Source organism: Streptomyces fradiae (assembly GCF_041270065.1).
Taxonomy (GTDB): domain Bacteria; phylum Actinomycetota; class Actinomycetes; order Streptomycetales; family Streptomycetaceae; genus Streptomyces.
This window is the reverse complement of the sequence record NZ_CP065958.1, coordinates 6,628,637-6,642,693: the sequence shown is the minus strand read 5'-3', so window position 1 is coordinate 6,642,693 and position 14,057 is coordinate 6,628,637. Positions and strand designations below refer to the sequence as shown.

At 69.6% G+C, this 14,057-nt stretch carries 6 protein-coding genes and 1 pseudogene; 3 read left to right on the top strand and 4 right to left on the bottom strand.

Going from position 1 to position 14,057, the window contains the following annotated elements:
- Window positions 1-45 precede the first annotated feature (45 nt).
- On the bottom strand, window positions 46-999 hold the full coding sequence (locus tag JAO84_RS30075) for a hypothetical protein (protein ID WP_370415644.1): 954 nt from the start codon (window positions 997-999) through the stop codon (window positions 46-48).
- 512 nt (window positions 1,000-1,511) lie between these two features.
- On the opposite strand from JAO84_RS30075, the gene JAO84_RS30070 reads away from it, so the two are divergent.
- Entirely contained in the window at window positions 1,512-2,885 is a 1,374-nt protein-coding gene (locus tag JAO84_RS30070) for a hypothetical protein (protein ID WP_370415643.1), read from the top strand.
- Window positions 2,886-3,427: 542 nt separating this feature from the next.
- The gene (locus JAO84_RS30065) at window positions 3,428-5,158 is read left to right on the top strand and encodes a TerD family protein (protein WP_370416899.1); all 1,731 of its coding nucleotides are present in this window, start codon (window positions 3,428-3,430) and stop codon (window positions 5,156-5,158) included.
- Window positions 5,159-5,837: 679 nt separating this feature from the next.
- Here the strand turns inward: JAO84_RS30065 and JAO84_RS30060 are convergent.
- Both JAO84_RS30060 and JAO84_RS30055 read right to left on the bottom strand, forming a co-directional pair.
- Complete coding sequence (locus JAO84_RS30060; RefSeq protein WP_370415642.1) at window positions 5,838-7,124, bottom strand: phytase; 1,287 nt, start codon at window positions 7,122-7,124, stop codon at window positions 5,838-5,840.
- 310 nt (window positions 7,125-7,434) lie between these two features.
- Entirely contained in the window at window positions 7,435-9,627 is a 2,193-nt protein-coding gene (locus JAO84_RS30055) for a M4 family metallopeptidase (protein ID WP_370415641.1), read from the bottom strand.
- Between the two features lie 179 nt (window positions 9,628-9,806).
- Between JAO84_RS30055 and JAO84_RS30050 the strand changes: the two genes are divergently transcribed.
- A complete protein-coding gene (locus JAO84_RS30050) occupies window positions 9,807-12,521 on the top strand; it encodes a LuxR C-terminal-related transcriptional regulator (protein WP_370415640.1) in 2,715 nt (904 codons plus the stop codon).
- A 162-nt stretch (window positions 12,522-12,683) separates the two neighbouring features.
- Here JAO84_RS30050 and JAO84_RS30045 read toward each other — a convergent pair.
- Window positions 12,684-13,863 (bottom strand): annotated as a pseudogene (locus tag JAO84_RS30045) (ISL3 family transposase).
- Window positions 13,864-14,057: the final 194 nt, after the last annotated feature.

The following is a 14,057-nucleotide window of genomic DNA, read 5'->3' as shown; positions in this document are numbered from 1 at the left end:
GCGCATTCTCTTCTCACTGGATCCAGACGACGTAACTGGGACGGTTCACGAAGGAGCGTCGCCGCAGCGCCGCAGCAGTGCGGTCATGACTGCCTGCGAGTCACTGTCCACGGATAGGGCGTCACGGAGCAGAGTTTTGAGATTGGACAGGACCATGGCTGCGTGGCCTTGCCGGATCTCCAGCAGCTGCGCCGCGTGATGGGCGTCCTTGTCGAGGTACGGGAGCAGCAGGCGCTCATTGGGTGAGAGGCGCTGCCAGATGTCCTCGGCCACTGCGTCGACCCCGGTCGGGTCCGGTGCGGTGGTGGCCGCCTGCCGTTCGACGATTTCGGCGACGGTGCCTTCGTCGGCGTACAGCGGGGTGAAGCGGGCCGGTGCCAGGAGCTCGAACCGGGCCTCGAGGACCTTGGCGAGGTCCTCCTCCCGCACCGCGCCCTGTGCATGCTGCAGCACGCACAGCAGGATGGTCTTGAGGGCATGGACCGTCTGCTTGGGTGTGGGGCCGGCATGGTTCCAGCGGGTGATGCCGACCCCTGTCACCCGCGCGGCCCGGGCGATGAGATCGTCCAGGTCTCCCTGCCATACAGCTCCATCGGCATGGTCGGCCAGCGCCCAGCGGGGCGGGGAACCCTTGGTTTTCCGGTAGGCCAGGTCCTCGCTCATCAGCCGGGCGATACGGCGCCGAAGCTTGCCCCGCGGCGTCTTCTTCGCCTCGTCGATGAAGTAGTGCTTGATCGTCGCGAGATACACACGTTCCAGCGAAGCATCGTCCGTGGCGAGCGCGAAGCAGCTTGTGACGAACTTCTGTCCTTTCCCTTCGCGGGTCAGCATCGCCAGGACCACCTCATAGGCAGCGTCATCGCTCCACTCCGCGTGCCCCTCGGGCGGTGGAAAGCCGTAGGAGCGGCGAACCTGGTGGACCAGTCGCCGCAGCAGGTCGAACGAGACCGGCCCCAGCTCGCCCGTCCGTGTCAGCTCCTCGAAAGCCCCGCCTGTCACGAGCCACCCCCGATCCCTTACCCCCGCCCCGGCGCCTGCAGCCACGGGGCTTCCAGTCTGCATACACCAGCATCTCCCTCCGCGGCATGCGACACACGCATATTCCCCTCGTCGCGCAGAAGGGCCCACCCGCTATCCGGACAAGGAGGTGTCACGTTCTCTACGCGGCGGCGCGGACGGCGGCAGAGACGCGGTGCAGTTCGAGCAAGCAGCGTCCGATCCCGAGGGCGAACCCGAAGCCCTCTACAGAGGTCACAACATCAGCGCCCTACCGTGCGTTTGGTGTCGACTCGTACGAAGGCAAGGGTGCCGCCGAATCCGGTTCCATACGGCCGGTGACGAGGCGTGACGTCGCCAATAGCTTGACCGAGATCAACGTTGTCGATGGGTCGATTCGCTTCGCGGGCGGGTGGTCCATGCCTTGTGCGCCCCTGCGCACTTGCGTGCTCCGGCTGCCGCAACCGTACCTTCGCGGGGTTCTTGAAGTGCCCGTGCGAGCCGTAGGGGACTCATTGAAGCCGGCCAAGAAGGTACTCCTCGACCTCGACGCATCGTCGAACGTGTCCATCCGATCCAACGAAGAACTGCTCGGCAAGGTGCAGTCCGCGATCGCTGCGGACGACAAGGCGCGCAAGAAGAGGGAGGCCGAGCCGCTCCGCCGCAAACCGGTCCTGTCCGGGATCCCGGGCAACGAGCTCGACTGCCGGGTGCGAGTCTCCATGTGGGACGTGCTGCACACACTCGGCCGGGCCACGACGCTGTCCTGGAAGGGAGCCGGACGCGGCCTTGCAGAGCACTGGGGAGCCCTGAAGTACAGCCAGGCGCTGGCGGGTGGTCCTGACTCGTTCCTCGGGCTTTCGACCGAAGGGCGGAAGATCGCCGAACGGTACAAGACCATCCAGTCGCACGAGCTCGGCATGGCCTTCGGGCTCACGCTCGCCAAGCAGGTGCTCGGGCGGCGGTTCCCCGAGCACTCCGTGAGCATCGTCCCGGCCGACACAGTCTTGCGCGCCGGGTGGGCCCTCACGAGCAGGGAGAAGGGCAACAAAATCGGGTACGGGTACCGGCCGCAGTACTTCGCGGAGGTCTGGCGCCCTGGGGAGCCGTCCCTCGTAATCCCCATCGCGACCAAGGGCAACCACAGCAACGCGGCGATATCGGCCAGCCAGCTGGCGTCCGCGTCTGTGCACGCCGAGGCCGTGCACATCGGCGCGTGGAACGAGACCCCGAGCCTGCTGTTCAGCACGGAACTTCCTGCGGACGGCACCGTGACCGTCCACGCGCTGCAGGCTCCCGGCCGTGACGGCTGGCTCGCCAACCCCTCTGGCGAAAGCAAAGCCGACCTGGACACCGCCCCATCGGAGGAGAATCCCTTTCCGGGGATCCAGCCGCCCCATGTGGGAGGGGTGGCCCGCGAGCCAGTTCCCGGCTGCCACGTGACCCCCGAGTACTTCAAGTGGTTTCAGCAGGTCCTCGGACATGCGGCGGCGGCCGGGCTCATGGCCTTCACCGGCTCCGGTCAGGGCACTTCCCGCTATCTCACCAAGCGGCAGGGCAACGAACGGTTCGAAGACTTCGAACACGCTGCCGCCGGCAGTGTCCAGGACATCAGCCACCGCCTTCTCGGGCACACTTACGCCGGCACCGACCATGTGTTCCGGCTGAACGGGCCGCGCGTCGAAGCGTTCTCCGGCGTGGACAAGGAGCTCTTCGACCTCCTTACCGAAGGGGAGGTCGAGGAGTACCGCCTCCGCGTACACGCGGCCCGGCACACTCGTCCCCAACTCGCCTGGGACAAGAAGTGGGGCGGCCCCGTATCCATCCACGCCGACGGATCCGTCCTCGCCATCCGCCTGCTGCCCGGTCAGCGCGTGAAGCGCAGCTAGCGGACCGTCCCGAAAACGCCGGAAGATCGAGCGCGTGACCTGCGAACGCCGACAAAGGCGCAGGTCACGCACCCTAATTCGCGGATCACACCGAGTGCCTTCTAAGCACATGGCCGGGGCTACCCGGCCCGGTCTTTGTCAGAGCCGTTCGCCGATCAGGAGTATCTTTCCAAGGGAACACGTGGGTATTGATGTGATCCCCGGGCCTGCACTCTCGAAGCGCCGCCCCAGCAACTGATGCCGCTCCGGCGTGTACGGGGGCGATCGATGCTTGTGTCCGGCATGGGCTTCACCTGAGGATGCCACCACAGTCGGCCTCGAAGACCCTGTCGTTCGCCGACAGTAGGAGCGGATCTCCGGCATCGATATCGGAATACTGACAGACTCTCCGCAGCAGCGAGGGAGGCTCCATGGGTTTCGGATTCCGCGTCGGTGTGCCGGGATTGAGCGTGCGCGTCTCGACAAGGGGTGTACGGACGTCCATCGGGCCGCGGATGGCACGCGTGAACGTAGGAGGCGGGCGAACGACGCTCTCGTCGGGCATGGGGCCCTTGTACGCCTCCACCGCGCTGGGCGGTGGGCGGCGTCGGAGTACGACGAGCCGCGCGCCACGTTCCGGCTCGCGCCCGCGGGCCACCGTACCTTCGGGCGCGCAGCTGGAACGGGCTCGCCGACAGGCTGAGCGGGCCCGACAGGAGGCAGAACGCGACGCTGCCATCACGCATCTGCGGGAACTGCGGCTGCAGATGACCAGCGTGCATCTGCAGCCCTTCTCCCCCGCCCACCCGCCGGTAGTGCCTGGTCCCCCGCAACTGGGACTGCCCTGGGCGTTGGCCGAGGCCAGGACGTTCCATCTGGCGGGGCTCGGTGTGTTCGCCCGTGCAGAGCGCGCCGAGGCGAAGCGGCGGGCCGAGCAGGACGCGCCGGCGTACCTGGCTGCCGAACAGGCGCGGTTGCAGGGCATCTACGCCGCTTTGACCACCGAGGCACATCAGTGGTGGCAGGCCCTTGTCGCGAACGACGAGGCGACTGTGTGCGAGACGGTCAACTACGCCTTCTCCGACAACCCCGCCGCCGGCTGCGCGGTCGGGGTGGACGGCTCTGTGATGTCCGTGGTGATGCGGCAGCCCGACATCGACTCGCTCCCCGACCGGACTCCCGGAGTCACCTCCGGCGGGCGTCCCACGCTGAAGACGCTGACGAAGCGCGACCGGGTCCTGTGGTGGCTCACAGCCATGGGGTCCAACGTCATCGCCACCCTCAAGGAGGGCTTCGCCGTCGCGCCGGGAATCACCGCGATCGACCTCGCGGTGATCACCCGCATGCCGGACACCCAGCGACTGGGGTTCGTGGCGTACGGTCGGTGGACCCGCCAGGCCATTGAGGCAGGCTCCTGGCGGCAGCCGGAGGACGCGCTGCGGTTCCTCGACATCGGCCAGGACGTCGCCTGCGCCGTCGCCACGACCGCCTCCGGAAACCTGTCGAGCACCATCAAGCCGCTGGACACCAGCCGTCTGCCCGGCCTGCAGAGCCTGCTCGACCACGCCCAGGACGACGCCACCTCGGTCGACGCCACACTGGCCGGCCTGGACGGCGACCTCCTCGCCAACGTCCCCGCCACCCATCATGTGCCAACCCCAGACCCCTATGTGATCCACACGTTCGCCGAGTGGAGGGCCCAGGCCCCGTCCCCGGCCCAGCTGCCCGCCACGGGCGAGCCCGTTCACGCCGCCCTCGCGACGCTTACGCCTGGGCAGAACCTCACCCTGCCCGACGAGGCGTGGGAAGGGCTGAACATCACGTTCAGCTTCGACGGCGCAGACGCCGACCTCACGCTCTTCCTCACCGACGCGCACGGCCGGGTCGCCTCCGACGAGGACTTCGTCTTCTACAACCAGCCGTCCGCTGCCGAAGGGGCCGCACGTCTCCTGGGGAAGCAGAACGATGGCACGCACACCATCGAGAGCGCCGCCGTCCACCTCGCGGCTCTGCCCGAACGCGTCCAACGCATGACGATCGCCATCAACATGGACGTCGACACCGGACTGACCTGCGGCTCCCTCACCCACGCAGAACTGTCCCTGAGATGCACTGCCGCCGCCTGGGCCTTCCAGCCACCCGCCGACCCTGCCATTCGAGCGATGGTCGTGGCAGAGCTCTACCGGTACAGGTCCACCGAGGGTCTGCCGGTGTGGAAGCTCCGAGCAGTCGGGCAGGGCTGGGCAGATGGACTCGACGGCTTGGCCAGAGCGCACGGAGTCGATGTGGTGTAGCCCATCGCACGGACGCTCCACTGACCAGCAGCAGGCCGCCTCCGAACGCTCTCCGCTGGGGAGAATCTGGGGAGGATCAAGCCCCGTTGGGGAGCGGCTGGGGAGGATCGGCTGTATACGTCGGTAGCACGATGAAAGAGCCGGAAAGGTTGATCGGCGCAGGTCAGAGCACCTCTCCAGTCGACTCCCGCAGGTCAGCGACGCGAGGGCGAGGACTTCAAGAAGATCGGCTCCGGTGCGGAGGGGTGAAGCGGTGTGCTGTGGTCGCGCTGCGCGCCGGTGGCGGGCGTAGACCGGATCGCGGTTCGCGCTTGGCTCCGTACAGTTTCAGCCGTCTGGGTCGTTCACGGGGCGGCCAAACGTCCTGGAGGGCGGCGTGGGCCTGCCCGGCGCCGAGAAGGAACGCATTTCTTTCACGCCATCACCTCGTCAAAGGGGGTGGTCGGCCGGTGCGTAGGCGGCGCCGACGGGGAAGTCGAGTTGTCCCGGAGGTCGGTGGCACTGAACGTCGCGGGCGGGCCCCCCCCCCCCCCCCGCGACGTTCAGTGAGCTTCTTCAGAGTGGCCACTGATCGGGTGACGGCTTGATCCGTGAAGGCTGAACACCGCTGCAGATCAAAGGCCGGTCAACCCCACAGAGTCGTTCACCCTCTGGGGCGGCCGCTGAAGAAGCTCAGTGATCAGTCAATGGTGTCGTCGACCTCGCCGAGGTCGACGAACTTGAAGCCGGTGGCCTCACGGTCGCTGTCACCGGGGGTCTCCTGGCCGTCCTGGACGACGAGCAGGCCGTTGGGGTAGCGGGTGCCGAGTGGGGCGTTGAGGGCGGCAGCGCCGTCGCAGACCTCGGAGCCGTCGAGGGTGGTGGAGGCCGCGGCGATGCGGAAGGTGTTCTCGTACTCGTTGTCCTCGTCGCGCTCGCGGTCGTAGGCGACGAAGGTGTTGTCGCCCTGGCTGGAGGCGAGCAGGTAGCCGTCGCCGTCCGGCTCGGACACCAGGGTCAGCCCCTCGACGTCGGCCGTCAGGTGTGTGCCGCCGAAGCCGGGGTCGATGCCGGGCGTGCACTCCTCGGTCTGCTCGTCGTACGTGCCCGGGACGCCGTACTCGCGGACCTTGTCGATCAGGGTCGGCGTGCCGGTCAGGCCCGCGTCGATGCGCCAGATGCCGACGTCCTCCTGTCCGGCGTACAGGGTGCCGTCCGCGGGGTCGACGACCATGCCCTCGACCTGCGGCAGTTCGCCCGGCTCGGCGCAGGGCGTCCAGGTGGCGCCGTTGGGCAGGCGGAAGGAGGAGGGCAGGTCCAGGGTGCGGACCTGGCGGTAGTCGACGGTGCCGGCCGCGGTAGGGAGCAGTTCCAGCAGGGCGATCCGGGTGCGGTTGCGCTGGCTGACCAGGGCGTAGGAGCGGCCGGTGGTGCGGTCGGTCCAGGTGGCCAGGCCGTACGCGGTCTGCTGCTCGTTGATCTCGTCCTGGTCGGCGGAGAACACGGGTCGCACTCCCGGGGCGGTGACGTCGGTGAGCGGGCCGCCGGGCTTGTCGCGGTCGATGCGGTAGATCCGCAGCCGGTCGTTGCCGCGGTCGCTGACCACCGCGACGTCTGCGCGCGTGCCGCCCAGGCGCAGGCCATGGACCAGGTCGACGTTGTTGAAGCGGCCGGGCTTGTCGTCGGCGCTCGGGCCGGCGGGGGCGGGGAGGGACTGGACCTGGCGCGCGTCCAGGTCATAGACCCGCAGGCCTCCCTGCTTGGCGGTGGCGATCACCAGGCTGCGGCCCGGGTCGGTGGCGTTGCGCCAGATGGCGGGGTCGTCCGCGTTGGCGTTGCCGCCGGCCTCGTCGTCGAACAGCGGCGTGGTCTCGGCCTTCGGCTGGACGCTGTCGATCCCGGAGGCCTGGGCCGGGGGGGCGAAGGAGGTCGCCAGTGTCGTGCAGAGAGCGAGCGTGGAGGCACGAACGGCCAGACGTATCGTCATGTTTCTTCCTTGTATGAGGGGTTTTGCCCTGGTAGGGAAGACACTGGCGGTCACGTATGACATGTCCACGACTCAGAGGTGTCTAGTGGTTGAACACATCGCGAAAGCCGTGGAGCGGAGATCGGGCCGTCCCGGCTGGCCCTCTCACGCTCGCGGCCGTCGGCTCCGCTGTAGCCTCGCCAAGGAGATCGACCGGTGCAAGGCGCGCCACCTCTTCTTCGACAGGTCCGCACGCATGCGGTGGCTCCTGCGGCCGGAGCGCCCGAGCAGGGCGTCCGGCCGCAGGAGTGCTGATGGGGAGCTGGACCGGTCAGCCGATGGCGATCTGGTCGACCAGGAAGATGGTGGACAGGTAGGTGTCTTCGGTGCCGGCGAACTCCAGCTTCACCGTCCGGCCCTTGTAGGCGGACAGGTCGACGGTCTTCTGGACGTATCCGGAGCTCGCGTCGGCGTTGGAGTAGGTGGCCAGGGTGGTGCCGTCGACCTTGACGCCGAGGGTGTCGTAGGCGGTGGAGCCGGACTCCTGGGTGGAGACCTTCAGCCAGAAGGTGAGCTTCGGGGTGCCGGTGGAGGGCACCGCGATGTTCGACTGGGACAGGGACTCGATGGCGTCGGCGCCGTAGCCCATCATCCAGGCGTACCAGGACCCGTCACGTGCGGCCTGCAGGGACGAGTTGGTGATGATGTTGTCGCTCTGGGTCCAGCCGCTGGTGCCCTGTTCGAAGCTGCCGTTGGTCAGCGCGTTGCCGCTGGGGGGCGTGGTCGGCGAGGGGGTGGGGTCCGTCGGCGAGGGGGTGGGGGTGGACGGCGAGGGGGTGGGGGTGCCGGTGCCGGGGTCGGGCAGGGCGGTGCCGACGCTGACGGCCGCCCAGGCCTTGGAGACGAGGTACCGCTCCTGGGAGTTGGTGCCGTACAGGTCGGCGGCGGCCTGCAGGGTGGCGGTGCGGGCGCCGGCGTAGTTGGTGGTGGAGGTCATGTAGGTGGTCAGCGCCCGGTACCAGACGGCTGCGGCCTTGTCCTTGCCGATGCCCGCGAAGGTGTCGTTGTTGCAGGTGGTGCCGGTGTGCGAGCGTCCGCCGATGGTCTTCGTGCCGGTGCCCTCGGCGGCCAGGTAGAAGAAGTGGTTGCCGATGCCGGAGGAGTAGTGGACGTCCGCCGAGCCGGCGCTGGAGGTCCAGCAGGACAGCGAGTTGCCGTCGGCGGCCGGGTTGTCCATGCGGCGCATGTAACCGCCCGACATGTTGAGCTTCTCGCCGATGTAGTAGTCGCCCGGGTCGCCGGCGTTGTTGGCGTAGAACTCGACCATGGTGCCGAAGATGTCGCTGGTGGCCTCGTTGAGGCCGCCGGACTCGCCGGAGTAGGTGAGGTTGGCGGTGGCGGAGGTGACGCCGTGGCTCATCTCGTGCCCGGCCACGTCCAGCGCGGTGACCGGGGTGTTGCCGTTCTGGGAGGAGCCGTCGCCGAAGAACATGCAGAAGCAGTTGTCGTCGTAGAAGGCGTTCAGCACGTTGGTGTCCATGTGCACGTACGCCGGGGCGCCGCGGCCGTCGTTGCGGATGCCGGAGCGGTTGAAGGAGTCCTTGTAGTAGTCCCAGGTCTTGGCCAGGCCGTAGGAGGCGTCCACGGCGGCGCTCTCGCGGCTGGACGTGGTGCCGTTGCCCCAGGAGTTGGTGGTCTTGGAGAAGGCCCGGGCGTTCTGCTTCGGGTTCGACTGCGGGCTGTTGTACGAGTCGTAGATGATCGTGCCGCCGTGCGCGGGGTCGGTGAGGGTGTAGCCGCTGCTGGTCTGGGTGGTCTCGATGGAGACCTGGCCGACGGTGACGCCGTTGCCGGTGCCCGTGACGCTCTGGTGCAGTTCGTACTGGTCCAGCGCCGCGCCGCTGGTCGCGTCGACGATCACCGCTTCCCGCGAGGTCGGACCGGTGTCGCCCTCACCGGTGACGGTCGAACGGTAGGCGAGGACGGGGATCTTGCCGACCGCGTACACCACCAGGGTGCTGTCCTTGCTGCCGGCCTTCGCCTTCTTCACGTGCTTGGCGTGCTTCACGGCCTTGGCCGAGGCGTCGGCGGCCGTCAGTTTCGGGGTGGTGCCGGCGATCCGGATCGCGCCCTGGTGGGCCAGGTCCGAGCCGGTGATCGTGCCGTCCTCGGCGAGGTGCACCACCAGGTCTCCGCCGATCACCGGCAGGCCTCTGTAGGTGCGGTCGTAGCGCACGTGCCGGGTGCCGTCGGCGTCGATCAGGACGTCCTTGGCCCGCAGGCGCTCGTCGGGGCCCAGGCCGAGCTCGCGGGCGGTCGCGGCCGCGTTCCGGTCGGCCGTGCGTATCGCCTCGTCGCGCGCGTCGGCCGTCATCGCCTGGAAGCCGGCGCCGGGTCGGGCGGCGGAGGTGCCTGCGGCCGCGGTGGGCTGGGGAGCCGCGGTGGACTGGGTGGCCACCATGGTCACGGAGCCCAGGGCGAGGGCTGCCGCGACACCGGCCGCCAGGGCGTTCTTGCGGTTCATCGATATCCTTCCGCCGGGCCTTGTCGGGGATGTGCCGCAGAACGTCATCTGTGGTGCGGGGGGCGTTCGGCAGCGGTTGGCTCGGCTGTGGCCATGAGGCTAGGGACGCAGGTGCCCGGCCGACATCGGGGTGATCCCTTGACCTAGACGGGGAGGCTCGGCGGGCGCACCATGGCCCGATGCCAGAATCTGCGATGTGGATGAACGCGTTCCACGAGGTCGGTCCCCTGCTGCCAGAAGACGTGCACCACACCCGCCGGGTGGTCCTGTTCGGGCCGCCCGGAAGCGGCAAGACCACCGCGGCCGGGGCCTTGGGGCGACGGCTGGGCCTGCCCGTCCTGCGGTTGGCCCCGCGTCCGCAGGACGCCCGGGTTCCCTGCGCCGGGCTGCTCGAACTCGCGCTGGCCCTCCAAGCGCTGCCCGTCGCACGGGAGCTGACGGCGGAACTCGACGAGGCCGCCGGCCGGCCGGGCTCCCCGGACGATGCCGGTTCGGCCCTGCGGCTGCGTCGGCAGACCGCCGCTGTGCTGCGGGAGGCACCGCCCATGACGCTGGTGGTGGACAACGCCCAGTGGCTGGACCCGGCCAGCGCGGCCGTCCTGGGCTGGGCCCTGCGCCTGACCCCGGACCTTCCCGTCATCGCGGCCGAACGCACCTGGCGCCCGGAGGCCGCGGGTCACTGGTGCGGGGAGGACGCGTACGCGGTGCGCGTTCCGCCCCTGACGAACTCTCAGGTCGCGACGCTGCTGTCCCCGTACCGGCTCGTCCCCCGTGAGGTCACGCGCATCCACACCCACAGCGGAGGAAATCCCGCACTGGCCCTGGCGCTGGCCGACGCCTCGTGCCCGCTCCCGGACCGAGACGGTGACAGCGGGCGGGCCCTGCCGCCGACGGCCAGCCGACTGGTGGGTGAGTGGCTGGACGAGGTACCGGCCCAGGTACGGGAACTGCTGACGTTCGCCGCGCTCGACGACCGGCCCGACCTCGACCTGCTCGGCCGCCTCGCCGGCCCGGCAGCCGAGGCCCTCTTCGCCCAGGCCGAGGCGGCCGGGCTCGTCGACCTCGGGCAGCCCGACGGAACGGTGCGGTTCACCGCTTCCGCGATCGGCGCCGAACTCGTGGCCCGGCTGCCGGGCCACGCACGCAGGCTTCTGCACGCCCGCCTGGCCGAGGCCAGCCACGACAGCGTCCGCCGCGACCGGCACACCGTGCTGGCGGCCGACGCCGCCGACCCGCGGTCGGCCCGCCACGCCGCCCGCGCCGCCGCACGCGCCCGGCTGCGCGGCGACCACGCGCTCGCGGCAGAACTCTCCCTCCTCGCCGCCCAGCGCACCCCTCACGACGACAGCGACCTGCTCACCGAACGGGCCCTGACCGCCGTACGCGACGCCGCCCACTACGGCGACCTCGCCCGCGGCCGGGCCGCCGCACGCCTCATCGTGGGCCACGACACCACCCCCGACCAGCGCGTCGACGCCCTCGTCGCCCTGATCGACGCGAGCGGCCAGCACCTGCAGGGCGCGGACGAACTGTTCGCCGCCGCACTTCACGCCGCGGCCGGACGACGCGACCTCACCGCGCGGATCCTCATACGTCAGTCCATCTGGGCCAACGTCAACGAAGGCGACCCCCAACGGGGGTGCGACCTGGCCGGCCGGGCCACCGACCTGGCCGAGGCCGCCGGCGACACCACCACCACCGCCATGGCCCTCACCATGCAGGCCCGCCTCCAACGCATCCTCGGCCACCCCGACACCGCGACCACGCTCGCCCGCGCCCTGTCCCTGCCACGCGCCGCCTTCATCCCGGTCAACGGCACGCCCCAGCACCTCGCCGCCCGGCACGCCCTCTTCGACGACCGTCCCGAGGAGGCCCGCACCGCGCTGCTTCCCCTGCTCGTCGAAGCCGAGCGGACGGGTGACGCCGAGGCGACCGTGGACATCCTGCGCAGCCTCGCCGAGGCCGAACTCCGCGCCGGACGGTGTGCCAGGGCACTCGACCACGCCCACCGCGCCCAGGCGCTGACCGACGGGACCTCCCTGTCACCCGCGCCGGCGTGCTACACCTCCGCCCTCGTCGAGGGCACCGCCGGACGCACCGACCTCGCCCTCGTCCACGCGCGCCGCGGAGTCGACACGTCCCGGCAGGAAGACAACCGGGTCTTCCTCTCCCGCAACCTCTTCGCCCTCGGACACCTCCTCCTGGTCACCGGCCACCCCAAAGAAGCTCTGGAGGCTCTGGAGGAGGTGCGGGACCTCGAGGAACTCCAGCAGGTCCGCGACCCGTCCGTCCTGCGCTGGCATCCCGAACTCGCCGAGACCCTCATCGTCCTCGGTCACCTCGACCAGGCGCGGAGCCTGCTGGACGACACCCGCCGCACCGCGACCGACCTCGGCAGGGACGCGGTCCTCCCCGCGCTCGAACGCACCCAGGCGCTCCTGGACGCCGCCCGCGGTAACTTCGGCACCGCGGCCCGGCGCCTCAACGACGCGGCCGACCGCCTCCGCCACCTCCCCCTCGAACGAGGCAGGACCCTGCTGGCGCTCAGCCACACCGAACGCCGCGGCCGCCGCCGCGCCGGCGCCCGCACCGCCGCGCGAAGCGCCGCCGACCTCTTCACCACCCACCAGGCACACCCCTGGGCCCAGACCGCCATCCACACCCTCGGCCGACTGGAAGACGCCCCCACGGACGACGACGCCCGCCCCCGCCTCACCTCCGCCGAACGGCGTTGCGCCGAACTCGCCGCCGCCGGAGCGAGCAACCGCGACATCGCGACCGCCCTCACCGTCAGCGTCAAGACGGTCGAAGCGACCCTCACCCGCGTCTACCGGAAACTGGGCCTCCACTCACGCTTCCAGCTCGCACACACCGTCACACCGGCACACGAGTGACCTGCGACGGCCCCGAACCGGCTGAACTCACCGTCGTGGCGAGGCCAGACGAACACTTACCTTCCCGGACCAGTGCCCCAGGCCAACGGCGTGGAGACGGCCCGGCGCGGGTCTGTCAATCGAGCGGCTCTGTCTCATATTCGGTGGGGACGGAGAGTGCCGCTATCCGAGGAGGATGCGGTGGCGAAGAAGGGTGAAGCCTGCTCGTCCGTGCATCTGGCGCGCGATCCGTTTGGTCTTGGTGTTGACGCCTTCGGTGGGGCCGTTGCTGTACGGAAGTGTGAGTGCGGCGATCACAGCGTCGCGGTCTCGGTCCAGGCCCCGGGTGAAGGCGTGCAGATGGGGTAGATCGGCTGAGCGAGCCTTGACGATCCAGCGCGAGAGACCGTCGGCATTACCTTCGCAAGGTGTCAGGAGTTCGGCGAAGCCTTCGGCAACGGCGGCCAGCTGGGTCATCTCGGGGCAGGCAGCGGTAAGCCGGGCCAGAAGACCGCGATGCTCGGCCTTGAGGTTGTCGGGCCTGGCGAGGATCATCCGGGCGAGCCGGCGCGGGAAGACGTGGCTGCGGTCGGCGCCCGCGCGGCCCTGGTTGATGTACTTGTGCAACAGGTTCAGACATCCGGTGAACCCGAGGGCCTTGATCTCTTCGAAGAGGTGCTGGACGGGGACGGCCGGGTCCGCAGCACGACGTCTGCGCAGGTGTTCGTGGTAGGGGGCGACGAGGCTGGCGCGGTACCTGGGGACTCGGAGCATCCGCTCGGGCCGGTCGGCTCGCGCATAGCGTTTGACGGTGTTCAGGGCCAGTTGCAGGCGGCGGGCGCATTCGAGCAGGCCCACACCCTTCCCGAGCAGGTCGTGGACCTGGTGCCAGCGTTACAGAGTCGTCTGCGCGCGGGGTCCGTCGTAGGTGGGCGCGTCTAGCTCGGCGGCCCAGCACGTGCTGTGTGCCTTCACCTCGCTCAGGGCGGCTTCGCACAGGTTGTGCCGCAGGCGCCCCCGGTCGGCGACCTGGACTGCGTCGGGCAGGGCGCGGCGGATGGCCTCGGCGTAGGTCGTGGAGCCGTCTCGGCACACGACCTCGACGCCCGGATGCTTGTGCATCCACGCTTCCAGCGTGTCGGCGGTGCGGTCGGGCAGTACGTCGATCCGTTCATGGGTCTCGGCGTCGATCACCACGGTGGCATAGCGATGCCGCCGACGCCCCGCACCCCGGACAGATCGCGGCCTCCTGCGGAGTCCGGGCCCGCACCACGATCCGTTCACCATCGTCGGCCACATCCCCGATGGCCAGCGGGAAGAGACCCGAAAACACCATCTGTACAAGCTCGTTGACATTCTTCATATGATGGCCAACGATGCTCCGTCACCACCGAATATGAGACAGAGCTGAACGATTTACAGTCCCCAGGTGCTCGGCCCCGCCGCGGCGGGTCTGCTGATCGGTCTGTCGGGGTCCGGCGTACTTGGCGTGGTGGCCGGTGTTTTCACCGTCGGGGCGCTGCTCAGCCTGCGAGCCCGGCTGCACACCGAACTCCG